Origin of the sequence: Pseudophaeobacter sp. C1-32P7 (assembly GCF_041008775.1) — a bacterium.
GTDB classification, from domain to species: Bacteria; Pseudomonadota; Alphaproteobacteria; order Rhodobacterales; family Rhodobacteraceae; genus Phycobacter; species Phycobacter gallaeciensis_A.
Genome location: NZ_JAXGFR010000001.1, coordinates 235,264 through 260,938, shown reverse-complemented (window position 1 = coordinate 260,938; position 25,675 = coordinate 235,264). Strand labels below are relative to the sequence as shown.

The 25,675-nt window shown below is 61.7% G+C and carries 19 protein-coding genes; 6 read left to right on the top strand and 13 right to left on the bottom strand.

What is annotated here, in order from left to right; all coding sequences use genetic code 11:
* Positions 1–391 precede the first annotated feature (391 nt).
* On the top strand, positions 392–3,478 hold the full coding sequence (locus tag SM763_RS01200; RefSeq protein WP_368997128.1) for a Hint domain-containing protein: 3,087 nt from the start codon (positions 392–394) through the stop codon (positions 3,476–3,478).
* A gap of 153 nt (positions 3,479–3,631) precedes the next feature.
* Here the strand turns inward: SM763_RS01200 and SM763_RS01195 are convergent, their stop codons facing one another.
* The 7 genes from SM763_RS01195 to SM763_RS01165 form a co-directional block, all read right to left on the bottom strand.
* Positions 3,632–4,216, bottom strand: coding sequence for a nucleotidyltransferase family protein (locus tag SM763_RS01195; protein ID WP_274827987.1), 585 nt, complete (start codon positions 4,214–4,216; stop codon positions 3,632–3,634).
* 144 nt (positions 4,217–4,360) lie between these two features.
* A complete protein-coding gene (locus SM763_RS01190) occupies positions 4,361–6,778 on the bottom strand; it encodes a GcvT family protein (protein ID WP_368997126.1) in 2,418 nt (805 codons plus the stop codon).
* A gap of 111 nt (positions 6,779–6,889) precedes the next feature.
* Positions 6,890–8,512 carry an MFS transporter gene (locus SM763_RS01185; RefSeq protein ID WP_065273410.1) on the bottom strand — a complete coding sequence of 541 codons (1,623 nt, stop codon included), beginning with the start codon at positions 8,510–8,512 and terminating at the stop codon, positions 6,890–6,892.
* 58 nt (positions 8,513–8,570) lie between these two features.
* Positions 8,571–9,881 carry an HlyC/CorC family transporter gene (locus tag SM763_RS01180; protein WP_065273411.1) on the bottom strand — a complete coding sequence of 437 codons (1,311 nt, stop codon included), beginning with the start codon at positions 9,879–9,881 and terminating at the stop codon, positions 8,571–8,573.
* 100 nt (positions 9,882–9,981) lie between these two features.
* Positions 9,982–10,941, bottom strand: coding sequence for a site-specific tyrosine recombinase XerD (locus SM763_RS01175; RefSeq protein WP_368997123.1), 960 nt, complete (start codon positions 10,939–10,941; stop codon positions 9,982–9,984).
* 1 nt (position 10,942) lies between these two features.
* Positions 10,943–12,505 carry a hypothetical protein gene (locus SM763_RS01170; protein WP_368997121.1) on the bottom strand — a complete coding sequence of 521 codons (1,563 nt, stop codon included), beginning with the start codon at positions 12,503–12,505 and terminating at the stop codon, positions 10,943–10,945.
* Positions 12,495–12,644, bottom strand: a complete 150-nt coding sequence (locus SM763_RS01165) for a hypothetical protein (RefSeq protein ID WP_197492328.1) — start codon at positions 12,642–12,644, stop codon at positions 12,495–12,497. Before SM763_RS01165 ends, SM763_RS01170 begins: the two co-directional genes overlap by 11 nt.
* An 81-nt stretch (positions 12,645–12,725) precedes the next feature.
* Here SM763_RS01165 and SM763_RS01160 point away from each other — a divergent pair, with 81 nt between their 5' ends.
* Positions 12,726–13,319 carry a shikimate kinase gene (locus tag SM763_RS01160; protein WP_274839217.1) on the top strand — a complete coding sequence of 198 codons (594 nt, stop codon included), beginning with the start codon at positions 12,726–12,728 and terminating at the stop codon, positions 13,317–13,319.
* On the top strand, positions 13,319–14,446 hold the full coding sequence (gene aroB, locus SM763_RS01155) for a 3-dehydroquinate synthase (protein ID WP_368997119.1): 1,128 nt from the start codon (positions 13,319–13,321) through the stop codon (positions 14,444–14,446). The genes SM763_RS01160 and aroB overlap by 1 nt, the downstream gene beginning before the upstream one ends.
* 57 nt (positions 14,447–14,503) lie before the next feature.
* On the opposite strand, the gene SM763_RS01150 is transcribed toward aroB, so the two are convergent.
* Positions 14,504–15,583 (bottom strand): site-2 protease family protein, encoded by a 1,080-nt coding sequence (locus tag SM763_RS01150; protein WP_065273416.1) that lies wholly within the window; start codon positions 15,581–15,583, stop codon positions 14,504–14,506.
* A 103-nt stretch (positions 15,584–15,686) separates the two neighbouring features.
* Positions 15,687–16,205, bottom strand: coding sequence for a single-stranded DNA-binding protein (locus tag SM763_RS01145; RefSeq protein WP_065273417.1), 519 nt, complete (start codon positions 16,203–16,205; stop codon positions 15,687–15,689).
* Positions 16,206–16,603: 398 nt separating this feature from the next.
* Here SM763_RS01145 and SM763_RS01140 point away from each other — a divergent pair, with 398 nt between their 5' ends.
* The 3 genes from SM763_RS01140 to SM763_RS01130 all read left to right on the top strand — a co-directional run bounded on the left by SM763_RS01140 (position 16,604) and on the right by SM763_RS01130 (position 18,965).
* The gene (locus SM763_RS01140; RefSeq protein WP_425537371.1) at positions 16,604–17,122 is read left to right on the top strand and encodes a lytic transglycosylase domain-containing protein; all 519 of its coding nucleotides are present in this window, start codon (positions 16,604–16,606) and stop codon (positions 17,120–17,122) included.
* Between the two features lie 163 nt (positions 17,123–17,285).
* Complete coding sequence (locus SM763_RS01135; protein ID WP_274833929.1) at positions 17,286–17,660, top strand: hypothetical protein; 375 nt, start codon at positions 17,286–17,288, stop codon at positions 17,658–17,660.
* A gap of 132 nt (positions 17,661–17,792) precedes the next feature.
* Positions 17,793–18,965 (top strand): cytochrome-c peroxidase, encoded by a 1,173-nt coding sequence (locus SM763_RS01130; RefSeq protein WP_490363253.1) that lies wholly within the window; start codon positions 17,793–17,795, stop codon positions 18,963–18,965.
* A 53-nt stretch (positions 18,966–19,018) separates the two neighbouring features.
* Here SM763_RS01130 and SM763_RS01125 read toward each other — a convergent pair whose 3' ends face one another.
* The 4 genes from SM763_RS01125 to SM763_RS01110 all read right to left on the bottom strand — a co-directional run bounded on the left by SM763_RS01125 (position 19,019) and on the right by SM763_RS01110 (position 25,417).
* A complete protein-coding gene (locus SM763_RS01125; protein WP_065273419.1) occupies positions 19,019–21,106 on the bottom strand; it encodes a dipeptide ABC transporter ATP-binding protein in 2,088 nt (695 codons plus the stop codon).
* A 4-nt stretch (positions 21,107–21,110) separates the two neighbouring features.
* On the bottom strand, positions 21,111–22,547 hold the full coding sequence (locus SM763_RS01120; protein WP_368997115.1) for an ABC transporter permease: 1,437 nt from the start codon (positions 22,545–22,547) through the stop codon (positions 21,111–21,113).
* A 15-nt stretch (positions 22,548–22,562) separates the two neighbouring features.
* Positions 22,563–23,609: an ABC transporter permease gene (locus SM763_RS01115; RefSeq protein WP_274832137.1), complete on the bottom strand. Its 1,047-nt coding sequence runs from the start codon at positions 23,607–23,609 to the stop codon at positions 22,563–22,565.
* Between the two features lie 137 nt (positions 23,610–23,746).
* Positions 23,747–25,417, bottom strand: a complete 1,671-nt coding sequence (locus SM763_RS01110) for an ABC transporter substrate-binding protein (protein WP_274833938.1) — start codon at positions 25,415–25,417, stop codon at positions 23,747–23,749.
* Positions 25,418–25,675 lie beyond the last annotated feature (258 nt).

The following is a 25,675-nucleotide window of genomic DNA, read 5'->3' as shown; positions in this document are numbered from 1 at the left end:
CAAACTCAAAGAGGGCGCGTTTCTTTGAGTTTCTACAAATCGTTTAAATTTTCTTTCGATTTTTTCCTTTGTTGGTTTCAGGGCCTAGGGTAGTTTCGATTGAGCCCATCTGGGGGGCTGTTTTTGAGTACGCCGAAATTCGGCACTGGGGTTCTGTTCGCTCTGGTATTTGCTGTCGTCTGCCTGGCAGTGAGTGTGTCGTTGAATGTGCATTGTTGACCTGCACGCCTTTCGGGCTGTGCGGAATACGGCGGCGGTAGAATAGGCCGCATCCCCCTACATGATCGGGTATTGGCGATGTCGGCAGATCTGTGCGGCATGGTTATTTGGTATTCGGTCGCTCCGGCGTCCAGAGTTTCTGGTGCGAGCGCGTGCCGAAGAGGAGAATGTGATGGCTGAGAATTTCGACAACCCGTATTCGGCAAATCTGATTGGTTTGTGGGACTTCCGCGAGGATTATACCACTGAGGACACCGGTCTGGGCGATGGCATCGCGCAGGATGGGACGGGGTCTCCCTCCACCACCTACGCTGGCGGCTGGATGCTCGGAAATGGCAGCAACACGCAATTCTCTGTCGATGGCAGCAATGATGGCCCCTTCGATCTGACCGAAGGCACCCTTATCAGCACCTTCCAGCCGAATGAGGTCCCGGCCTCTGACTCCCAAACCGTTGTCAGCCGCGGTCTGGAAACGTCGGGCGATGCCGATGGCGAGAATTTCGAAATCCGGGTCACCGCCGATGGGTCGGTCGAGGTCGCGCATGCCGATGGCGGCGCCTCCGTGCTGCTGACGACGGACCCGGGCTTTTTCACCTATGGCGATGTGCTGACCGTGAAATACAGCTGGACCGATGGGGGCCAGACGATGGTGGTGGAAAACACCACTCAAGGTACGGTTGCCACCGCCGGGGATGATGTGGCTGGCCTGTCTTTGGATGTTACCGCCGACGGCGATGACAGTTTCTCCATCGGCGCCGCCGGGGACGGGTCTGCGTCCTTTAACGGTCTGATTGATTATGTGGCCGTGCTGGATGAAGACGTGATTGCCGGTGAGTTGGACGGGATTGTGGAAGGTGGAGCGACGGACGACCTGATCGACACGGCCTATACCGGTGATCCAGAAGGCGACCGGATCGACGCCGGTGATGCGATTAACCCGGCAGATGGCCCGGATGACGATCTGGTCAACGCCGCAGCCGGGGATGACACCGTTGAAGCGGGCGCCGGGGACGACACCGTGCATGGTGGCTCTGGGGCAGACAGCCTTAGCGGGGGCGCAGGCGATGACGTGCTGGAGGGTGACACCGATGCGCCGGGCGCCGGTCCCAGCAGCCGCGAGGTGTTCCAGTGGGATCTGGCTCCGGACCCGGATGACGGTGGCGCCGTTGATCCGCAGGACGATCTGAGCGGCGGCTTTTCGCAGGATACAGGTTCGGTCACCGTGGACTTCTCCGTGCTGTCTCAGACCTCAGGTTCTGAGACGCTATTCAGCGACACCACGCAGTTTGTTGGCAATATCGACACCGATGGCAGTGCTGCCGATGCCAACAGTGGCATGGCGTCTGAACTGGACGGCGACGGAAACAACGCGGCCTATCAGCTCGACTTTTCTGACCCGGTTGGAAATGTTTCCTTCCGTATCAACGATATCGATGGCGACGGCTCGGTACAGGTCAGCGCATTTGACGCCGACGGAAACCCGGCAATCGTCAATCTCTCGGGCGGACCGGCGCTGACTTTGTCGGATGCGGATGCCGTACCGGGCGATGACAGTGCCGAGGTCAAGGTTGACGGCACCTATGCCAGCGATGTCGATCCGGACATTTCCCTGTTGGTGACGATACCGGGACCGGTATCTTCGATCGTGATCAGCCACACGCAGGATGGACATGACAACAGTGGCATCGACGTCTCCGACGTCTATTTCGATGCCACCGATCCCACCGCGCCGATCGTGCCGGGAAATGACACCATTGATGGCGGCGACGGTGATGATGTGATCATCGGCAATGGCGGGGACGACAGCCTGACCGGCGGTGACGGGTCTGACAGCGTCGATGGCGGCGACGGCGATGATGTCATCGACACCTCTGGCAACGAGCCGACACCGCTGCCGGATCGCGGTTTCCCGGGCTACACCGGCACCACGCCGAACATTCCGCCGATCCCGGCGGACAGCGATCCCTATGATGACATGGATACCGTTGCGGGTGGCGCAGGCAATGACACCATCACCACTGGTGATGACGCCGACCTGATCTCCGGTGGCAGCGGTGATGACAGCATCGATGGTGGCATTGACGACGATACGGTCGATGGCGGCGCCGACAACGATATGATCATCGGCGGTGAGGGCTCGGACGTTCTGCTGGGGGGCGATGGGGACGATACCCTTTACGGCGGTCTTGATCCGGCCTTCCCGGATGGGCTCAACATCATGGACGATGGCGCTGATGGGCGCCCTGTTGATCCTGATCCGACCAATGGCATGGACACCATCGAAGGCGGTGCTGGCAACGATCTGATCTACGGCCAGGACGACGACGATGTCATTTCCGGTGGTGAAGGCGACGACACCATTGATGCGGGTATCGATGATGACGAGGTGACCGGTGGCACCGGCAACGACGTGATCACCGGCGGCCATGGGGCCGACACGCTGAGTGGCGGCGCCGACCGCGACTTGTTCATCGGTGCATCCGATGGCGATGTGGTCGATGGTGGCTCCACTGGCGATGACTATGACACGCTGGATCTGACCGGTCAGAACTTTGAAATCACCAGCCGCACGCTGGACGCCGATGGCAACAGCTATTCGGGCACCATCAACCTGCTGGATGGCGCGGACTCCGTGATTGGATCCATGACCTATAGCGAGATCGAGCGGATCATTCCCTGTTTCACGCCGGGCACCCTGATCGCGACCCCTGATGGAGAGCGCAAGGTCGAGGATCTGCAGGCCGGGGACCGGGTGATCACACGCGACAACGGCATTCAGGAAATCCGCTGGATCGGAGCCCGTAGCCTGACCGAAGCCGAACTGAAGGACGCCGCGCATCTGCAACCGGTGTTGATCCGTCAGGGTGCGCTTGGCAATGGTCTGCCGGAGCGCGACATGATGGTCAGTCCGAACCACCGGGTACTGGTCGCCAACGACAAAACGGCGCTTTATTTCGAGGACCGCGAGGTTCTGGTCGCGGCGAAGCATCTGACCGGCCTTGAAGGGGTGGACGTGGTGGAAACCACTGCGGTGACCTACATCCACTTCATGTTCGACCAGCACGAGGTGGTTCTGTCGGATGGTGCTTGGACCGAAAGTTTCCAGCCCGGTGATCTGACCCTGCGTGGTCTGGATGGGGATCAGCGCAACGAGGTGCTGGAACTGTTCCCCGAATTGCAGACTGTCGAGGGCCGCGAGGCCTATACGTCAGCGCGCCGGTCGTTGAAGAAACACGAAGCGCGGCTGCTGGTTTACTGAACGGTCCGTCCGTAGCACCGGGGGGAAGCTGCGGAAGAGGACCCGTGAACCACTGCAGACCGAGGCTTCGGGGGAGGGGCAGGGCCGCTGGGTCCTGCCTTTCTTGTTGTCAGGTGGTCTTTCGGATTGGGGTGGGCGTCCGAGGGTGGGCCTTCAAACCCGCGCGGCACGCCAGGCGGCCCAGGCTTCGGGCGTGTCCAGATCCGTTGTCGCATGGCGGGCGGGCAGGGCGATGTATTGTACCTTGTCCTGCTTCAGCAGCACACGGGCGCCCTGATCGCCGGTGATCGCCTCAAGATCCGCAAAACAACGTTTGGGGAAGAGCACCGGATGCCCGGACTGGCCGTCCTCGGCAGTGGCACGCAGGATCGGGCCATCGCCGCCATGGAAATGCGCTGCCATGTGCATCAGGTCCTGAGTTTCCAGCTCGGGCATGTCTGCGGGCACGATCATCACCCCTTCGGTCGTCTCCGGCAGGGCTGTCACTCCGCGCCGGATCGAGGCGGCCATGCCTTCATCCGCGTCCGGTACCGGGACGGGCGTTGCCGTACCGGTCAGACCGGTGCGCGGGTGTGCCTCGTTCGGGACGGTAACGTAGACCGGCAATCCGGTCAGCGCAGCGCGGCGGCACATCAGAGCGAGCAGGGGCTGGCCTTCCACATCTTCGCTCAGCTTGTCGCGCCCAGCCATACGGGACGACGCGCCTGCCGCAAGCAGAAGGATAGCAATGTTGGACATGGAACGTTCCCCCGTGGCTGCTCTGTCACCTGCCAGCCGTTTGGGGATCTTGTGGGCATTGTGCCCATAAAGCCAGAGATTTCTGGCGCCTGCGTCACCCCCGCCCGGGAACAGGCGGAGGCGAAATGCGTTTCAGATCACTGGTCAGCCGCGCATGCGGGCGCCGTCGGCGTCGAACAGCGGCGTGGTGATCAGGCGGGCCTTGTGCATCTTGCCGAGAATTTCGATCTCGGCCTCCAGCCCTTCGGCCACCTTGCCGGTCGGTACGAACCCTTGCGCGATGGATTTCCCGGCGTGATGCGAATAGCCGCCCGAGGTGCAGAAGCCGACAACCGTGCCATCCAGCCAGATCGGTTCATAGGCGGTGACATCGGCGTCATCCGCATCAACCTCAAAGGCGCAGAGCTTGCGCGCAGGACCCGCATCGCGTTCTGCCTCGGCAGCAGCGCGGCCGATGAAGTCCACGTCCTTCTTGAAGGAAATGAAGCGGTCCAGACCGGTTTCGGCGGCGGTGTAGTCGGGGGAGAATTCCCGCAGCCAGGCGCCAAAGAATTTGTCCAGACGTAGCGACATCATCGCCCGCATGCCGAAGGGCTTCATGCCATGGGGCTGGCCTGCCTCCCACAACACATTCCACAGGGCACGCTGGCTGGGCAGATCGCAGTAGATCTCATAGCCGAGGTCACCTGTGTAGCTGACCCGCTGCACCACGCAGTCTGCCATGCCGACGCTCATCCGGCGCACGTCCAGGAATTTCATGTCGGAAATATCCTGTCGCGTGCAGGCCTGCAGCACCTCGCGCGCCTTGGGGCCGGCGATCTGGAAGCCGTTAACCCGGTCCGAGATATTCTCGACGTGAACGCCTTCCTGTGCGTTTTGCTGGAACCAGCGCATATGATAGGCCTGCGCGCCATAAGAAGCGGTCAGCTGGTAGGTTTCCTGATCGAGGCAGGAGATGGTGAAATCACCGATCAGACGTCCCTTGTGCGACAGCATCGGCGTCAGGCTGATCCGGCCCGGCTGCGGCACCCGGCCTGCCATGACACGGTCCAGCCAGGCGCGGGCATTGGGGCCGGTGACCCGGTATTTGCCGAAGTTATGCACCTCGTTGATCCCAACCGCTTCGCGCACGGCCTTGACCTCACGCGCGGTGGCGTCAAAGGCGTTGGAGCGGCGGAAAGAGGGCGTCTCGTAGCGCGGCTCACCCTCTGCGGCGAAGTAGTTCACCACTTCCATGCCGTATTGCTGGCCCCAGACCGCGCCCATCTTGTCGAAGATATCGTACATCGGTGTGGTTCGGAAAGGACGCGCGGCGGGCAGTTCCTCGTTCGGGTAGGAGACGGAGAACCGGGTCTGGTAGTTTTCGATCACTTTGGGACGGGTATAGCCCGGCGTGATCCAGTCGCCGTAACGGGCACAGTCCATGGCAAAGGTATCGCGTTCGCATTCACCTTCGACCATCCATTGCGCCAGCATCAGGCCAACACCGCCGCCTTGGGAGAAGCCGGCCATGACGGCGCAGGCGGACCAGTAGTTGCGCATGCCGGGCACCGGGCCAACCAGCGGGTTGCCGTCGGGGGCAAAGGTGAAGGGACCATGGATCACCGATTTCACCCCGGCGCGCTCCAGCGCGGGGAAGCGGCGATAGGCAAAGGCGATGCTGTCCTCGATTTTGTCGAAATTGTCGGGCAGCAGTTCGTGGCCAAAGTTCCACGGCGTGCCATCCACCGCCCAGGGTTTGCAGGGTTGTTCATAGAAACCAATACAAAGGCCACGGCCCTCCTGGCGCAGGTAGCTTTCGCCGGCCGGGTCCATGACGTGCGGGTGCTCGCCACCCGCGTCGATAATGGCCGCAATTTCAGGCACTTCGTCGGTGACGATATATTGGTGCTCCATCGGGTGCAGCGGGAAATAAACCCCGGCCATCGCGCCCACTTCGCGCGCCCAAAGTCCGCCTGCGTTGACCACGTGTTCGGCGTGGATGGTGCCCTTTTCGGTGACCACGTCCCAGGTGCCGTCGGGGCGCTGGTTGGTTTCGATTACCTTGCAGTGGGTTTCGATAGTGGCGCCGCCCATGCGCGCTGCCTTGGCATAGGCGTGGGTGGTGCCGGAGGGATCAAGGTGCCCGTCGAGCGGATCGTAAAGCGCGCCAAGGATGCCGTCGGTATTGGTGACCTCCGACAGTTTCTTCACTTCTTCGGGGCCGATGATGTCGGTCTCAAGCCCCATGAAGCGGTGCTTGGCCCGCTCGGCCTTCAGCATGTCAAAGCGTTCCTGGTTATCGGCCAGGGTAATGCCGCCGACGTGGTGCAAGCCACAGGACATGCCGGTGATCTCTTCCAGCTCGCGGTAGAGTTTGATGGTATAGCCCTGAAGCGCCGCCATATTGGTGTCGCCATTGAGCGTGTGAAAGCCGCCTGCTGCGTGCCACGTCGAACCCGAGGTCAGCTCAGACCGTTCGATTAGCATGACGTCAGACCAGCCCAGTTTGGTCAGGTGATAAAGGACCGAACAGCCGACGACTCCGCCGCCGATGACTGCCACGCGCGTTGTGGTCTTCATGATTGTGCTCCCTGGCGTTCTGCGTTTCGGCCATTCTGGACAGAAGTGAACAGTAGTCCAGTGAAAAAGCGACATCTCATGTCGCTGGCAGATCGGAGGAGAGGGGAACTGTCAGTCTTCGCTGCGGAAACGGCTGTTCTGGATGATGACAATGGCGATCAGGGGCGCGACCAGCGTCAGCACGGCAACGGTGATCAACAATGGCCCGAGCTGAGTGTAATCGGCGGCAGTCACGACGGTGCCATCGGCATCTGTGACCTCACGCGTGACCACGAAGATCTGGTTGAGGTACTTGGTGCCAAGGCTGGAAGCCGAAAGCGCCAGATTGGTGAAGGAGGCCATCACCGCAAAGAAGGTCGCCTTCAGCCCCGAGGGCGCGTTGCGGGCAATCCATGCCAGCATCGGGATCATCGACACCTGTCCCAGCGGCGACTCCACTGCAGTGTCCACCAGTGCGATGAAACGGGCATCCACGACCCCACCGGTCATCGCCGAGGTCCATTCATGGACACCGTAGTAAAGCGCCAGATTCGGCAGGCTCAGCAGGGCCTCGCTGCAGGTCAGGAAAATCACGATCCAGGCAATCGTGTGGTTGGCCATCATTGGCCGCAGAACGATCATGCCGACCAGTGTCAGCAGCGAAGCGATCAGCGACAGCACCGAAAAGAACTGAGGATCAAAACCCAGAACGTCGATTTCGAACCAACTGGCCCCGGGGCCACTGAGGGGCTTGGCGCGGTACACGAAAATGATGATCGCGGTGCCAATCAGCGCGCGGGCCTGGGCTGGCGTCAGCACCGCGATCAACTGGCGCATCAGCAGCAGGACGATGGCCATGGATCCGGCAAAGATGATTTCCTGCCCATAGGCCAGATCGCTGAGCCCGACGCTGAGCGACAGCGCAACAAAGGCGCCGCCGCCGATGAAATACCACCAGTTCACATCCACCGGATCGCGCGGCGGATCGAGCCGGGTGCGGATCTCGGCCTGTGGCAGTCCGGCGCGGCGCAGATCGGCAGTCCTGCGCAAGCGCTGCACAAGGGCAAGCGCGACCCCGGACAGGGACAGCACCGGCACCAGCAGCGCCAGCGTATAGACATGGGCGTAAAGCGCGCCCTTTTCGGCTTGTGGCAGGGCTTCGGCGCCTTCGAACAAGAGAACGTTCAGCGCCGCCGCCGCGCTGGAGCCGCCGATCAGGGCGATACGGCCCAGGGTTTGCATGGTTGTGTGCAGTGCGCGGGTTTCTTCTTCGGCCAGCAACGTGCCGTCGGCGTCCCGGTGGGGGACAGCCTCGACAGACATGGCATCGGCGACCACGTCCTGCAGCACAAAACCGCAGGGCGCCAGAATGATTGCGGTTACATACCAGGCATTGACCGGCATGATGGCCTGCATAACCTCGGGCAGGGTCAACAATGCCACGATGATCCCATAGCTTGACGCCATCAGCGCCGCACCCAGAAGGATCAGCAGGTATTTCCAGCGCCAGATCAGATCCACCAGATGCCCGATGGGCATTTTCAGCGCCCAGGGAATACCCACCCAAAAGCTGAGCCCGGCGAGGAAGGCCGCGGGCAGATCCAGATATTCCTTGACGTAAAACGCCCCGGCAACCGAGGTGATGCCCTGCGCCCCATAGGCGAAATAGATCAACAGAGGCGGTAGGAACGACCAGCGCATCTGTCGGGACAGATCCACGAAGATACTGTCGATCCACCGCCACGCCCGGGTCATGGGCTGCGTCCGGTCCGGGAGGCGGGGCTATCGCCTCCGTTTCTGCGCTGGCTCTGGGTCATGTCAGCGGGCGCACCTTCAGGTCGGTGATCCGGTTGCCTTCACGGCCAGTCACCTCGAACCGGAAGCCATGGAAGGAAAACACCTGTCCAACGGTGGGGATCATCTGTGCCTCATGGATCACAAGACCGGCGATGGTGTTCGCCTCATCATCGGGCAGGTTCCATTCGGTGGCGCGGTTGAGATCGCGAATGGTCGTGGCGCCCTCCACGAGGAAATTGCCGTCCTGGGTCTTCTTGGCAAGGGATTGCTCCGCCGGGTCGAATTCATCGGTGATCTCGCCGACGATTTCCTCAAGGATGTCCTCAAGCGTGATGAGACCTTGCAAGGCACCATATTCGTCCACCACCAGGGCGAAATGACTGCGCATGCGCAGGAACTGGCGCATCTGGTCGTCCAGCGTGGTGGTTTCCGGTACAAAATAGGGCGGTTTCGCAACCGAGGTGATCTGGAAGTTGCGCAACGCCGCGGCATCGCCATCCGGCCCACCGATCTGGGCATACATGTCGCGCAGCAGATCCTTGGCATGCACCACGCCGATGATGTTTTCCTGCTCATCCTTGAACACGGGCAGTCGGGTATGGGGCGAGGTCAGGCATTGCTCCAGAATGACCTCTGGGTCGGAATTGGCGTCGATCATCTCGATATGGGAACGGTGCAGCATGATCTCTTCGACAAAGCGGTCGGACAGATCCAGCGCGCCGAGGATACGGTCGCGGTCCTCTTTTTCCACGACGCCTTCGGAATGGCCCAGTTGCAGGGCACCTGCGATCTCTTCGCGCACCGCCATGATGTGGCTGTCCGGGTCGATCTGAACTCCGAAGAGGCGCAAGACACCGCGCACCAGCAGCCGCACGGCACCAACGACCGGGGCCAGTATGGTGACCAGAAAGCCGATCACCGGGGCTACGGCAGATGCGGCCTTTTCGGCGTTGGAAATCGCGTATGTCTTGGGCAGAACCTCGGCAAAGATCAGAACCAGCAGAGTCATGACCAGGGTAGCCAGGGCAACGCCCCCTTCGCCGAATGCGCGGGTGAACAGCGCCGTCGCCAGTGAGGTCGCCAGAATATTGACGAGGTTGTTGCCCAGCAGAACCGAGCCGATCAGCCGCTCGCTGTCCTCGGTCACGGCCAAGGCGCTGCGGGCGCCGCGTGCGCCCTTGTCGGCCTGGGTGCGGAGCTTCCCGCGCGAGGCGGCGGTCAGGGCTGTTTCGGAGCCAGAGAAGAAGGCCGAAAGAACGAGCAGCAGAGCAATGGATCCGGCGCTAAGCCAGAATGCGCTGTCCAGAGTGGTCGGATCGGTTTCCATGTCGGGTCCAGTTTATCAGAAGGATTTTGTATGGTTATGGGCGTCCTGCCGGTTTCGTTCAAGGGGCAGGGCGCTTCCGTGCGGTGCCTATTGGCGCGGACTATTCGTCGTCACCGGACTGCTTGCTGCGGGACAGGGGGTGGTGCTGCAGGACCAGCTCGCTCAGCCGGGCATCCAGCACATGGGTATAGATCTCGGTCGTGGCGATATCGGCATGCCCCAGCAGCGCTTGAATGGCGCGCAGATCGGCGCCATTGGCCAGTAGATGGGTGGCAAAGGCGTGGCGCAGCGTGTGCGGCGTCACCTTTTGCGGCGACACGCCACCGGTGACGGCAAATTCCTTGATCAACAGGTAGAACCGGTGCCGGGTCAGGTGCCCTTCCTTGCCGCGCGAGGGGAACAGAAACCGTGAGGCGGGCTTGCCCTGTTTTTCAACCTCGGCAGCGGCGGCATCGCGGGCTTGCAGCCATTCGGCCAGCGCATCGCGGGCCGGGGGCGACAGGGGTACCATGCGTTCCTTGCCGCCCTTGCCCAGAACCAGCAGCATGCGCGGATCGCCCCGTGCGGCGCTGACCGGCAGCGAGACCAGTTCGCTCACCCGCATGCCGGTGGCATAGAGCAACTCCATCAGGCAGGTGTTGCGCAGCCGGTCGTCGGGTGTGCGGCCAGTCTGACGCGCGGCCTCTAGCAGGCGGTCGACTTCGGTCACCTCCAGCGTCTTTGGCAGGGATTTGCTGCGCCCCGGCCCTTTGATCTGAATGGCGGGATTGTCTGTGCGCCAGCCTTCTTCGAAGGCAAAGCGATAAATCTGCCGGATGGCGGAGAGACGCCGCGCGCGGGTGGCGCGAGAGAGGCCCTCGGCGTCGCAGGCAATCAGGTAGGATTCGATGTCATCCTGACTGGCCGCGCCAAAGGAAATACCGCGCCGGGCCATCCAGCCCGCCAGATCCTTCAGATCGCGGCCATAGGCCAAAAGCGTGTTGCGCGCCGCCCCGAGATCCGCTGCCTGAGCATCAAGGAAGGTCGCGATCCATTGCAGATCATCGCGCGGGGCATCCATATCAGTGCCTGACGAGCAGCAAGAGCTGAAGCGCCGCCCGGCGCGCGGTGTCCTCAAGCCCCATCGCCCGTAGTGCAACCAGCGCGGCGCTGAGATCGCCCAGGTTGCCATCGGCGCCATGGGCAAAGAGTTCCATGGTCTGCAAGATCGCTTCGCTCAGCTGGCCGTTGTCCAGAAGGCGGGCGATGGAGACAGGCATTTCTGCGTCGGCAGCAAAACCGGTCGCGATGGAGGCCGCCAGATCGGAAGGGGGCTGCACCTCTGCTGGGCGGCCTTGTGCCAAAGCAGCCAGAAACAGGTCTTCGGCGGAGCGCGACGGCGGATTATGAGCCGCGAGTTCATAGCTTCGCGCCAAGAGCCGGATACGCCAGGCCAGTTCGGCGGCCTCTCCCTGCAGGCGTGCGCGGCCCAGATCGTCGGCAAAAAGATCGGCAAAGGCGACTTCGATCCGAGAGGCTTGCGCGGCCTCCCAGGCAGACTGAAGGGCGTCATCCAGTGCCGTAGAGGCGCCCGGATCGGTCCGATTTCCGCGCAGCGCGGTTTCAAAGGTCTGCAGGGCGCGGACCCGGTCCCAGATACCGCCGGAGGCGGCAGGTTTGCGTTCGGTGAACAGGCCAAGCAGTTGGTTGGGGTTAAGCGCCCCGACACGGGTCAGCCGCTCTGCCGCCTCAAGCTGGGCCTTCCAACCGGCAATGTCGCGCAGATCGGCAGCGGCAAAGGCGCGCGGCAAGGGCGCCGTCGGTTGCCGTTCTCCGATAGTTTCAAACAGGCGGAAGGTCAGGGGATCAGGGTTGTCTGGCGCCGGAAGCGGTGCGGCTCCTTCGAAAATATCCGGGTTCAGGAACCGGTCGAGCAAGGCCAGCGCCGGTGGATCCAGCAGCTCCAGCGCATGGGCGGATTCCAGCATCAGCGCCGCAGTCGGCCAGTCGCCGCGCCGGGCCGCGCAAAAGATCCGCGCGCTATAATCTGGCGCCAGATAGGGTGCAGCGGTCAGCGCGGCGCAGGCCCGGTCCTCATCCCCGGTCAGGAGCGTGCTGTCGAACCAGCGGTCGAATCGAGCGCGTGTTTCCGACGGTCCAGCCTGTTCGGCCAGCGCCTGTGCCGGGTCGATGGCACCGAGGTCGATCAGCCGGTCGAGGCGGGCCAGCAGAATGGCGTCAGCGCCGCCGGGCAAGGGGCGACTCTCTGATAGAATGACAGTGAACAGCAGCGACTGCATCGCCGGGCTGTTATGCACCGGCACGTCGCGCAGCAGCCGTGCAATGTCCTGCGGAGCGCTGCCGCGCCAAAGGTCGATTGGCAGCCCGGTGGCAGAAGGTGTTACGAGCCCGATCGGGGGCAACAGTGCCTCAAGCGGGGTTACCGAGATTTCCGGCCGCGCGGCGCTTCCCGCGGTTGGCGGCTCCAGCAGTACTGTATCCGGCAATACCTGGCTTTGGGTCTGTCCCAGCCAGTCGATCACCGTCAGCGGTTCCTCTGCCAGTGGCGGAGAGGCGCCCGCAGCGCCCGTAAATATCGCCGCAAGGGCAAGGGCGAGAGGTCCTGAAGAACGCCTAGTCGGCATGCAGGACCACCGGTTTGCGGATCTCCTCTGTCGGGGCGCTGAAATCAGCGCCGAACCACGGGCCGACATAGGCGTATCCCACCAGGCCGATCGCGGCCAGAACAACAATATAAAATAGATATTTGATCAAACTTGCCATTGCGTCCCTGCTGCCTGCTTCTTTGTGTTTTGCTCAAGTTATATATGGCCTTTTCGGCAATATCACGTCATTCACTGAAGAATGAGCGAAAAAGAGCAAACCGAAGAAACTGTGACCGTCGGACCGACACCGGGAAGGCTGAAAAAGACGATCGTCATGGTTGGGATGATGGGCGCGGGCAAGACCGCTGTGGGCCGGGCGCTGGCTGCCCGGCTGGATGTGCCGTTTCTGGATAGCGACCATGAAATCGAAGCTGCGGCCAATATGTCTATCCCGGAGATCTTCTCGCGCGATGGGGAGCCGTTTTTCCGGCTGAAGGAACGTCAGGTCATCGCTCGCTTGCTCGAAGAAGAGCGCGGTGTGCTGTCGACCGGGGGCGGCGCCTTCTTGTCCGAAGAGAATCGCACCCTGATCACCGAAGGCGGTGTGTCGGTCTGGCTGCAGGCGGACCTTGAGGTTCTGTGGAACCGGGTGCGCCACCGGGACAGTCGCCCTTTGTTACGTACCAGTGACCCCAAGGCCACCCTGCGCGAGCTTTATGACGCGCGGGTGCCATTTTATGAAAAGGCCGACCTGACGGTGAAATCCGACGGGCAGGCTTCGATTGAAACAATGGTCGACCGGGTGCTTGAAGCCCTTAAGGAGCGGCCAGACGTATTGGAATGGACGGAATAATGCAGCGCACAGTTCACGTACCCCTTGGCGAGCGTGCCTATGATGTGGTGATCGGCCCCGGCCTGTTGCAGGAGGCGGGCAAGCGGATCAAACCGCTGCTGAACCGCCCCCGGGTTGCGGTTCTGACCGACGAAAACGTGGCGGCCAGGCACCTTGATACCCTGCGGGCCGGACTGGCGGCGGAAGGCATCGAAATGGATGCGCTGGCCTTGCCGCCCGGCGAAGGTACCAAGGCTTGGCCGCAGTTTTCGCGCGCCGTCGAATGGCTGCTGGAGACGCAGGTGGAACGCTCTGACATCGTGATTGCCCTTGGCGGTGGTGTGATCGGGGATCTGGCTGGGTTTGCTGCAGCCGTCCTGCGGCGCGGCGTGCGTTTCGTGCAGATCCCGACCTCCCTGCTGGCGCAGGTCGACAGTTCGGTCGGAGGCAAGACCGGGATCAACGCGCCGCAGGGCAAGAACCTGATCGGCGCTTTTCACCAGCCCTCGCTGGTGCTGGCGGATACCGAGGTGCTGGGCACGCTGACCGCGCGGGATTTCCTGTCCGGCTATGGCGAGGTGGTGAAATACGGTCTGCTGGGCGATTCTGCGTTCTTTGACTGGCTTGAAGAACACGGCCCGGCACTGGCGGCGGGCGATATGGCGGCCCGGGTCGAAGCGGTGGCCCGCTCGGTCCAGATGAAGGCCGATATCGTCGTGCGCGATGAGACCGAACAGGGCGATCGCGCTTTGCTGAACCTTGGCCATACATTCTGCCACGCGCTGGAGGCGGCGACCGGCTATTCCGACCGTCTGATGCATGGCGAAGGCGTTGCCATCGGCTGCGCGCTTGCGTTCGAATTGTCCTCGCGTCTGGGGCTGTGCAGTCAGGAAGACCCCAGCCGGGTCCGCGCCCATCTGAAGGCGATGGGGATGAAGGCGGATCTGTCGGATATTCCCGGCGATTTGCCCGGCGCTGTGGCGCTGCTGGACCTGATGGGGCAGGACAAGAAGGTGGTCGCCGGCCAGCTGCGGTTCGTTCTGGCGCGCGGCATTGGCAAGGCCTTTGTGACGGCAGATGTGCCGCGCGAGACGGTGCTGGCCGTGCTGGAGGATGCGCTGGCCCTGCGTCAGGTCGAGCAGGCGTAACCTTTCGGGGAATGGGGGCTGTTGGCCCCCGTCCTGTTACAGGTCGTCTGCCTATGGCTAGCGGCCTTTCACCACCATCATCTCCCCGATGTTCTCCGAGGTGATATAGCCTGCAAGAGCGCCTGTTTTTGTCGTGACGACAACGGCAGGTGCGCCCTTGTGCAGGGCGTCGAGAACGGTCTCCAGCCCGGCAGTCAGCGGGACCGAGGGGATATCATTTGTCATCAGCATGGAAACCGCCTTCATGCGCGGGGTTTCTGCGGCGATGGCGGCGAACAGATCGCCGCGCGTCACAAAACCCAGCGGGCGGCCTGTGGCATCCAGAACCGGGAATTCATGCTGGGTGGTGCGGATGACTGCGGCAGAGGCCGTCTCCAGCGTGTCCTCAGGGCGCAGCGCCTCGAAACTGGTGATCATGGCATCGCGGGCCATGAACCGCTTGGTCACGGCGCGCATCGCCACGTCCTGATTTTCGGCATTGGCGGCAATGAAGACAAAGCCCGCCACCAGCACCAATACCGGGTTGCCAGAGGTGAGGCCGAGATATGCCAGCCCCATGGCGGCGATCTGCCCGGCGATGGCGGCGATGCGGGTCGCCTTGACCCGATCCATCTTCAGGCACAGCGCAGCACGCAGCACCCGGCCGCCATCCATCGGAAAGGCGGGGATCAGGTTGAAGACTGCAAGGATCAGGTTCACCAGCGCCAAACGGCCCAGGAAATTCCAGCCGGAAAACTCCTGCGCCGGATCTGCCAGGCTCGCCAGATCCCAGCGGCCCGCACCAATCACCACCAGAATGGCCCAGATCGCAATGTTGACGGCAGGCCCGGCAAAGGCCACAGCGATCTCGTGCCAGGGGTTGGACGGCATCCGTTCCAACCGTGCCAGACCGCCGATGGGCAACAGGGTGATGTCGGGGGTAGCAATGCCGTAGCGCCGCGCCATCAGCGCATGGCCGAATTCATGGGCCAGAACACAGGCAAACAGCGCCAGCACGAAAACGGTGTTCTCAATGGCGCCTGGCAGGCCCTGTTCGCTGTAGGCAGATAGCCCGATCCACCCCAGAAGAAGGAAGAAGGTGACATGAACTCTGACCTCTGAGCCAAAGAGGCGGCCGAGAGAAAAAGACCATGTCATCGCGTCATTCCTTTTGCAGCCTGTGCGGATCGGGCAAGGATCATCAGAAGGATATCACCGAGGCTGTATCGCCAGGGTGATATCACGCGTCAGAATCGTTAGATCAGAACGGGATCTCGTCGTCGTCGATATTGTGCGAGGGGCCACCCTGACCGCCGCCGCCAAAGCCACCGCCCTGGGGTCCGCTGTCGTAGCCACCGCCGCCACCGCCATATCCGCCGCCGCCACCGTAGCTGCCGCCACCCTGGCCGCCGCCACCGCCGCCTTCACCGCGGCCATCCAGCATGGTCAGGGTGGAGCCAAAGCCCTGCAGGACGACTTCGGTGGAATAACGGTCCTGACCGTTTTGATCCTGCCATTTGCGTGTTTGCAGCTGGCCTTCGATATAGACCTTGGAGCCCTTGCGCAGGTATTGCTCGCAGACGCGCACCAGACCTTCGTTGAAGACGGCAACGCTGTGCCATTCGGTCTTTTCGCGGCGTTCACCGGTGTTGCGGTCTTTCCAGGTTTCAGAGGTGGCGATGCGCAGGTTGCACACCTTGCCACCGTTCTGAAAGGTCCGCACCTCTGGGTCGCGGCCCAGGTTACCGATGAGGATGACTTTGTTGACTGAGCCGGCCATTTGGTCCTGTCCTTGTTCTTATTGGATGTTCTTGTCTGTGGATGGGCATCTGGTGTCAGAACCGAATCTGAGCGCGCCCGGATTTTGGGCCACAGTACAGACCCGCAAGCTCTGATGAAAGCAACCTTCTTGGCCGCGGGACGGGGGTTTTCGCAGGTTTTCGGTCGGGCAGCCTCCCACCAGAATCTGTTCGCCGCACGCTGACGCTTTCAATTTAGTTAAGATCCGCTATAGTCTCGCCGGTCGGAAAACGGATCGCGACGGTAACAGAGTTGAGGGCCGCTATGTTTGGGCAAGCCACGTTTAAGACCGCTTTGATCAATGTCTATGCAATGAACGCTCGTGGCCTTGCTGCGGCTGCCGGGGTTTCGCTATTGGCGACTGGCGCTACCGCCGACATGTTCTCGACCAAGAACCAGCGCAGCCTGTTCGCCGCCCATACCAAGGTTCTGGATGGCCGTGCGGCGCAACAATACGAGAACTCCAGCCGTCTGTTGCCGCGGTCCTCATTCGAAACGGGCCAGTATGGCAGTCTGCCCTATACCGGAAAATACCGTGGGAAATTCATGACCATGGCGCGCGCCGCAGCGCGCAAACACGGCGTGCCCGAGGATCTGTTCCTACGGCTGGTACAGCAGGAAAGCAATTGGAACCCCGGCGCGAAATCCCACAAGGGGGCGCTGGGGCTCGCGCAGCTGATGCCGCAGACTGCCAGGTCGCTGGGGGTGGATCCCGCTGTCCCGCAGGAAAACCTGGAAGGCGGCGCGCGGTACCTGGCGCGCCAATTCCGTAAGTTCGGCTCCTGGCGCTTGGCACTGGCTGCATATAACGCAGGCCCCGAGGCAGTTCAGAAACACGGCGGCGTGCCGCCTTACCGTGAAACCCAGGCCTATGTAAAAACGATCTGGGGCGGCTGACCGCTTACGCAACGCCTTGAACCGCGCCCGTTTGGGGCGGCCCGGATCACGACCGTGTTAACGCCTCGGTAAACTTGGTAAATGTCGCGTTAACTTCTTTTCTCCGCCACGAAGCTGCCCGAATTCCCCCTGAAAAATGCGAGCAGTTTCAGGAGGATTTGCCGTGACAGCCTACAGTTTTGATGATCGCCTTGACCGTATGCACTGGACCCCGTCGGCGGGTCCCAGCCGCGAGATCGTCGACAGCGTCCTTGGCGCGCGGCAGCGTGCCAGCGCCCGCAGTGTCGGTGTTACCCTTGCCGGGGCCATCGTGGGAATACTGATTGGCTTTGGCCTGATCGGCATGTCCTTCGAACAGTCGCCCTGGGGGCCGGGCAGCGGTGCGGTCGGTCTCGTGTTTGGTACCCTGTCGCTGGCTGGTCTGACCCTGTCGGTCACGCTGGCCTTGTTCGCGGCGTGGAAAAGCAAACGTTTCCCGCGCTTGATGCAGTTCGCCTCAATGAACCTTCTGATGATCGTTGTTCTGTTGCTGAGTTAACCAGTATCGGCCCGCCCCATGATCGGGGTGGGCCTTTTCCTAGTTTTATTGTCGGGAATTGCGTTTGATCAAGGTCGGGGCTATAGCTGTCGGGTACTTCGCGTGGGGACTGCCCCGGATCCAAAGGCCCTGATGATGACGATTTCTCCTATCTGGCGCATGGGCGCCGCTGCCCGTTGCCTTACCTTGCTGGTCGTCGCGGCATCGCCGCATTCTGCATTGGCCGAGGATGCAGAGCTGACGCCGGTTGAGACCTTGGGAGAGGCTCTGTTTCACGATCCGATGCTGTCGCAGAACCGCACGCAGTCCTGTGCCAGTTGCCACGACGCGGAATACGGCTTTACCGATCCGCGGCGTTTCGCCGATGGGGCGTTTTCGCTGGGGGATGACGGGCATTCGCTGGGCGACCGCAACGCGCCAAGCGCGGCTTACGCGGCCTTTACGCCGCCATTTCACCAGAAGGAAGACGGAAGCTGGGCCGGTGGGATGTTCTGGGACGGGCGCGCCCGGGATCTGGCAGAGCAGGCCGCGGGGCCGCCGCTGAACCCGATTGAGATGGGGCTCAGTGACAAGGCGCAGCTCGTTGCGCGCCTGAAGGAGGAGCCGGGCTATGTCACAGCCTTTCAGCAGAACTTCGGCGCCGATGTCCTGAAGGATCCGGAGGCCGGATATGCGGCGATGACCGAGGCGCTGGCGGCCTATGAAAAAACCGCCATCTTTGCGCCGTTCGACAGTAAATACGACCGTTTCCTGCGCGGTGAGGTGCAGCTTAGCAAGGAAGAAGAATTGGGCCGTATCCTGTTCTTCTCGGAGCAGTTCACCAATTGCAACCAGTGCCACCAGCTGAAGCGCAGCGCGATGGATCCGCAGGAAACCTTTACGAACTACAGCTACCACAATATCGGCGTGCCTGAGAATGTTCTGGGGCGGGCCGAGAACGGCGTTGCCGCCGGTACCATTGACGACGGGCTGCTTGCCAACCCGGCTGTCACCGATCCGGCAGAACGGGGCAAGTTCAAGACGCCGGGACTGCGAAACGTGGCGGTGACCGGCCCCTATATGCACAACGGGGTGTTTCAGGAGCTGCGCACGGTGATTGCCTTTTACAATCGCTACAACAGCAAATCGGACGCCGCGCAGATCAATCCCGAAACCGGAAAACCCTGGGGGCCGCCGCCGGTTGCAGGCACCCTGTCGACCACCGAGCTCACCCACGGGCCTGCGCTGGATGACCGGCGCATTGACGCCCTGGTTGCGTTTCTGAAAACGCTGACCGATCAGCGCTACGAAGAGTATCTGGAATAGAAAGGGCACCCGCGTGATGAACGCGGGCGCCGCTTTGGGTGTGATCAGAGTGGCTACTCGGCCGCGATCTTGATGACCGGGTTCATCCGTTCAAGGATCTCATCGCTGAGGTGGCATTTGATCTGATGTCCGCCCTGCATGTCGCGCACCGGGGGGACCTCGCGTTCACAGAGACCGCCGGGAACTTCGCTCTTCCAGCGGCAGCGAGTCTGGAACGGACAGCCTGATGGCGGGTTCATCGCTGACGGGATGTCGCCTTCGAGAACGATATGCTCCTTTTCCACCGATGTATCGGCGATGGGAACCGCGCTCAGCAGGGCCTCCGTATAGGGGTGATAGGGCGGCGAGAAGACCTGATCGGTCGTCCCCAGCTCCACCACATGGCCGAGATACATCACCATCACCCGGTCGCTGAGATAGCGCACGATGGACAGGTCGTGGCTGATGAACAGCAGCGTCGTCTTCTCGTTGCGCTGAATCTCCATCAGAAGATCGGTCACCGCCGCCTGCACCGACACATCCAGTGCCGAGACGGGTTCATCCGCCACAACGATGCGTGCACCGCCAGCAAAGGCGCGGGCGATGCCGACGCGCTGCTTTTGCCCGCCGGACAGTTGCCGCGGCATGCGGTCGGCAAAGGCGCGTGGCAGTTTCACCAGATCCAGCAGCTCCAGCATCCTCTGCTTGCGCTCCGCGTCGTTGTCACCGATGCCAAAGATTTCCAGCGCCCGGGTGATCTGCCGTCCGACGGTCATCGACGGGTTCAGCGTATCAAAGGGGTTCTGGAACACCATCTGCACGTCCGAAATCGTCTTGGTGTTGCGTTCTTCGATCGGGGTCTGTTCGATGTTCTGGCCATCCATCAGGATATCCCCGTCGGTGGCGGTTTCGAGCCCCATCAGCACCTTGGCAAAAGTGGATTTGCCACACCCCGATTCACCGACGATGGCCAGCGTTTCGGATTCGCGGGCCTCGAAGCTCAGCGTTTCATTGGCCTTCACCACTTTCTTGGCGCCACCACCGAACAGGGCATTCGCGGCCACCTCGTAATATTTCTTGAGCTTGTCGATCTTGAGGACAACCTCACCCGGGGCGGTCTTTTCCTTCTTGTCGGCTACGGTGATCGGCGCGTTCCAGTCGATTTCCTGGAACTTCAGGCACCGCGTGGCGTGGCGGTCATTGCCGGGCACATCGGCCATGGCAATGTCGCCCGCATCGCAGCGGCCCGCTTCGAAATAATCGCAGCGCGGACCGAAGTTGCAGCCCGGCGGGCGTTCGTGCGGCAGTGGGAAGTTGCCCGGAATCGCCACCAGCGGGCGCGCGTTCTTGTCGGCGCCCGGCAGCGGGATCGAGCGGAACAGCGCCTGCGTATAGGGATGCTGCATCTCGTCAAAGACGTCTTCGATACTGCCGCGCTCGACCGCTTCGCCGGAGTACATCACACAAAGCCGGTCGCAGGTTTCCAGAACAAGGCCGAGGTTGTGCGAGATGAACAGCATCGAGGTGCCGTATTTCTTGCCCAAATCCTTGACCAGTTCGACCACGGCTGCCTCCACCGTCACGTCAAGCGCGGTGGTGGGCTCATCCAGGATCAGCAGTGCCGGTTTCGACATCAGCGCCATGGCGATGACGATCCGCTGCTGCTGGCCGCCCGACAGCTGGTGCGGATAGCTGTTCAGCATCCGCTCCGGGTCGGGCAGGCGCACGTCGGTGACAACTTCGAGGGCGCGTTTATAGGCTTCCTCTTCGCTGACGCCCTCGTGGATCATCGGCACTTCCATCAGCTGCTTGCCGATTTTCATCGCCGGGTTAAGGCTGGCCATCGGCTCTTGATAGATCATCGCGATCTCGTTGCCGCGAATGTCACGCAGCTCCTCGACGCTCATCTCTCCCAGGTCGCGGCCCTTGAACTTGATCGAGCCGCCCACGATGCGGCCGTTCTTGCCAAGGTCCTGCATCACCCCAAGGGCGACGGTGGATTTGCCGCAGCCGGATTCGCCCACAAGGCCAACCGCCTCGCCGGGCATCACGGAGACGGAAAAATCCATCACCGCCGGGATTTCGCGCAGCCGCGTGAAGAAGGAGATCGACAGGCGGTCGATTTCCAGGATCGGGCCATCGGTTTGCTCAAGCTTGCTCATGTCATCAATCCCTCAGGCTTTCTTCGCGCAGACCATCGGCCAGCAGGTTCAGACCCAGCACCAAACTCAGCAGAGCGATGGCGGGGGGCAGGGCCGGGTGCAGGTAGATCGACAAGAGCTTGCGCCCTTCGTTGATGGTCGATCCCCAGTCCGGGCTTTCGGGCGGCAGGCCAAGGCCGAAGAAACCCAGAGTCCCGAGAAGGATGGTCGTGTAACCAATGCGCAGGCAAAAATCGACGATCAGCGGCCCGCGGGCGTTCGGCAGAACCTCCCACAGCATGATGTACCAGGGACGCTCACCCCGGGTCTGCGCGGCGGCCACGTAATCGCGGGTCTTGATGTCCATCGTAAGGCCCCGCACGATGCGGAACACGGTGGGTGAGTTCACGAAGACCACCGAGACAAAGACCACAAGGATACCGCCCGGAATGTCGAACAGATCCACCGGCCAGAAATCGATCTTGGATCCCTTGGCATTGATCAGCGACATGTAAAGGATGAACAGCGGCGCCAGAACGACAGCTAGGATGATGAAGTTTTTCTTGGGCTGCGTCCGGTAGCGGGCGTTCAGCAGCACCCCGAAGAACACCATCGGGAAGGCAAAGAGCACCACCGCCATATACTGCGGCAGGCCGGTCTCCACGATCTCGGGCGTCACCATCAGGTAGAACAGCAGGATCACCGGGAAGGCCAGGATCAGGTTGGCGAGGAAGGACAGGAATGTGTCCAGCTTGCCGCCATAGTATCCGGCAGGCAGACCCAGGGTGATCCCCACCATGAAGGCAAAGGTCGTCGCGAGCGGGGCAATTTTCACCACCTCCCAGGAGCCTTTGACCATTCGGCTGAAGACATCCCGCGCCAGGTTGTCACCGCCAAGGAGATACCATTGGAACTCGCCCTCTTCGGCGCCGCGCAGGGGCGTTCCGGGCACCTTGTTCTTCATGCCCGAGGCCTGCGACAGAGCATCATGGGTTGCCAGCATGTCAAAGGCCGCGAAAAAACCTGTGAAGACCCAGAACATGACAAGGCCAAAGCCGATCATGCCGATGGGGCTGTCAAACAGCTTGCCATAAAGGCCAAGACGCCGCTTGAAGGTGATGGAAACGGCATAAAGCACCACAAGGGCGATCCAGACCGGCAGCATCTGCTGCGACAGGGCGCCGATGATGCCCGCGCCGGTGCCCATTACGAGGCCAAGCAGCAGATAGGCCAGAAGGATGACGGCCGAGGCCAGGAAGGTGAAGCGCACGGCCAGCGCGGCAAGGCCCTGCGGCGCGGCCGACAGGCTGAGCGTACCGCCTGCGTTGGTAATGGCGCGTTCCTCGGGGGTGACCGCGCCTATGATGATCCAAAGAAGGATCGAGATTGCCAGTAGTCCCAAAGCCGCAAACAGAAGCGGGTTGAGAAAGGCGATTGATCCGGTCCAGCTGAGTGGTTCCATAGTCTTTCTCCGTCTTCAGGAAATGCGAATGCGTGGGTTGAGGTAGACGTAGCCGATGTCCGAGATCAGCTGCGTGATCAACACCACGAGAACCGAGACGACCGAGACGCCCAGCAGCAGTTCGATATCGTTGTTGCCAGCGGCTTGTACCAGCGTCCAGCCAAAGCCCTTGTAGTTGAACAGGGTCTCAACGATCACCACGCCGTTCAGGAGCCAGGGGAACTGCAGCATGATCACGGTGAAGGGCGCGATCAGCGCGTTGCGCAGGGCATGTTTCATGACGATCTTGGGAAAGCTCACCCCTTTGAGCCGTGCGGTGCGGATATATTGCGCCGTCATCACCTCGGTCATCGAGGCGCGGGTCATGCGGGCGATATAGCCCATGCCATAAAGGGCGATGGTCAGAACCGGCAGCAGGAAATTTTCGATGTTCGGGCTTTCCATCGCGCTGGTCGCGGTGCCCTTGAACCATTTAAGGCCCACGGCAGAGGACGAGAAAATAGCGATGAACAGGACGCCCGAGACATATTCGGGTGTCGCCGTGGTGGTGATGGCAAAGGTCGACAGCGTCCGGTCGGTGGCAGAGCCCTCCTTCATCCCCGCCAGAACGCCAAGGATCAGCGCCGAAGGCACCATGACCAGCATGACCCAGAACATCAGCGTGCCTGTCAGCGACAGGCGGGTGGCGATGATGGAACTGACCTCATCCTTGAACACCGTGGAATAGCCCCAATAGCCCTGCAGGATGCCGCAGAACCGCGGCGCCTCGGCGGGATCCATGCCCGGCGTGATGCAGCGACCGGTGATGGTGCCATCCTCAGCCGTGTGCTGGTAAGACGGCGCGAGGCCGATCCATTCCATGTATTTCTTTGGCGTGGATTGCAGGTAACCGCCCTTTTCCAGCCAGCTGGCCACAGCTTCGTCCGACATGCGGAAGTTGCCTTGCGTTTTGGCGAGTTTTTCAAGGTTCGGATAGAGGTTTGTCATGAAGAACACGACAAAGGTCAGACAAAGCGCCGTCAGGATCATGACCCCGACGCGTCTGAGGATAAACAGTCCCATGGATGCCCCCATTGGTGGCTACGCGCCCGGTTCAATGCCGATGCGCTTTTGCTAGGCGCGGATGCGCCCTGTCTTTTGGCTGTGCTACGGGTCCAGCGGAAACGGGCCGCGCGATGCGCGGCCCGTGCAGGTCCAGGTCAGGCTTTTAGAGCCCACTTGTAAAGCTGGGGCAGGTCCGCAATGTGCTTGTCGACACCGACCAGGGTATCCCGGTGGTGACGCATGGCGGTGCGCCAGTAAGGCTGGATGGTGACGCCTTCGTCGATCATGATGGCTTGCAGTTTGCCCATCACTTCGCGGCGCTTGTCGGCATCTGCGATCGAGTTGGCCTCGGCCAGCAGCGCGTCGAACTCGGCATTTGCAAAGCCGCTTTCGTTCCAGGCCTCGCCCGAGCGATAGGCCAGTGCCAGAACCTGAGTGCCTAGCGGGCGGTGGTTCCAGTTGGTCGAGGAGAAGGGATATTTCACCCAGTCGTTCCAGAAGGTGGAACCGGGCAGGATTGTCCGCTTCACGTTGATGCCTGCATCGCGCAGCTGGGCTGCCACCGCATCGGTGGTGTTGCGGCGCCAGTCATCGTCGATCGACAGCAGCTCGTGTTCGTAATCGCCCATGCCTGCTTCGTCCATCAGGGCCTTGGCCTTGGCGGGGTCATAGGGGATACGGGTGACGCTGGGGTCGTGCTCCGGGTGCATCGGGCCGACGTGGCAGTTGTCTGCCGGGATGCCGTAGCCGGACATGCCCAGTTCAAGGCAGACGTTGTTGTCGACTGCCATGGCCAGGGCCTGGCGCACGCGCTTGTCAGCATAGGGCTTCATGCCATCGACTTCGGCCAGCTGGTTCGGGCGGATGACGATGGTAAAGCCGGAGGGGATTTCCGATCGGGTCAGGCCGATGCTGTCGAAGATGTCGACATATTCACCGACCGACTCCCAGTTCATGTCGATTTCTTCGGCCTCGAAGGCGGCCAGGAAGGCGGCCGGATCGGTGCCGTAGTCGATGAACTCGATGCGGTCCAGATGGCCGCCCTTACCAGCGGCGTAGCCCCACCACTCGTGGTCCTCGTTGCGCACCAGCACACCCTTGACGCCGACTTCCATGCTCTCGGGCAGCATGTAACCGGTACCGATCGGGTTCTCCAGCATGGTTGCGGCGTCATGGCTGGCATGGGTGATGGCTGCGGGATAGTCCGCCATGCCGGGGATGATGGTAATGTCCGGCGTGTTGGTCTTCAGCATCACGGTGTGGCTGTCCACCACGGTGATGGCGCCATCTGCGGCCTTGCCAGTGGCTTCGTCGATCAGCGATGCCATGCGGCCTGCCATCGAGTTGCCTTCGACGCTCTTGTCACACCAGCCGGCGATGTTGCGAGCCACGTCCTCGGCGGTGAAATCGTCGCCGTTGTTCCATTTGACGCCCTTGCGGACGTTCAGGGTGTATTCGGTCGCATCGGCATTGGCGCTCCAGCTTTCCAGCAGCATCGGGCCGAAAGAGCCGTCGCTGTTGTATTCGACCAGATATTCCAGCCAGCCGGCGGTAAAGGTCGCGATCTGGGTCCAGTCAAAAGTGCGCGGATCCTTGAGCGCACGGACCTCCATCTGCATACGCAGGGTGCCACCCTTCTGGGCATGTGCAGCGGCCTGCACCGGGGTCTCCAGACCGATCAGCCCATAGGCGGCTGCGGCGCTGACGCCCAGTGCGGTGGAGCGGGCCAGGAATTCACGGCGGCTCAGTTTGCCGTTTTTGACTTCCTCGGCATGCATCTGGGCGGCCCAGTGGATCGGCGCGCCGGTGGTGGTATCGTTGTTCATACGGATCTCCCTGTTTGCACCAACAGGACGCTTGGTCCTGCCTCGAGGTGGCGATGGTATGTCCGGATTGCGGTCCGGAAAGGTGCTATTTTTGAATTTCGCCGTCTCACGCACCTATTCGGCCTCATAAGGCGGCTTAGGTCAATGCACAGATTCGGCGGAATACGGCAGAAAAGCGACCTTTTTTGCGTCGTTTTCGTATATTCGCCGCGGGTCGCGCCACAGGACTGGGCAGAAGTGCCCAGTTCTCCGCAGGGT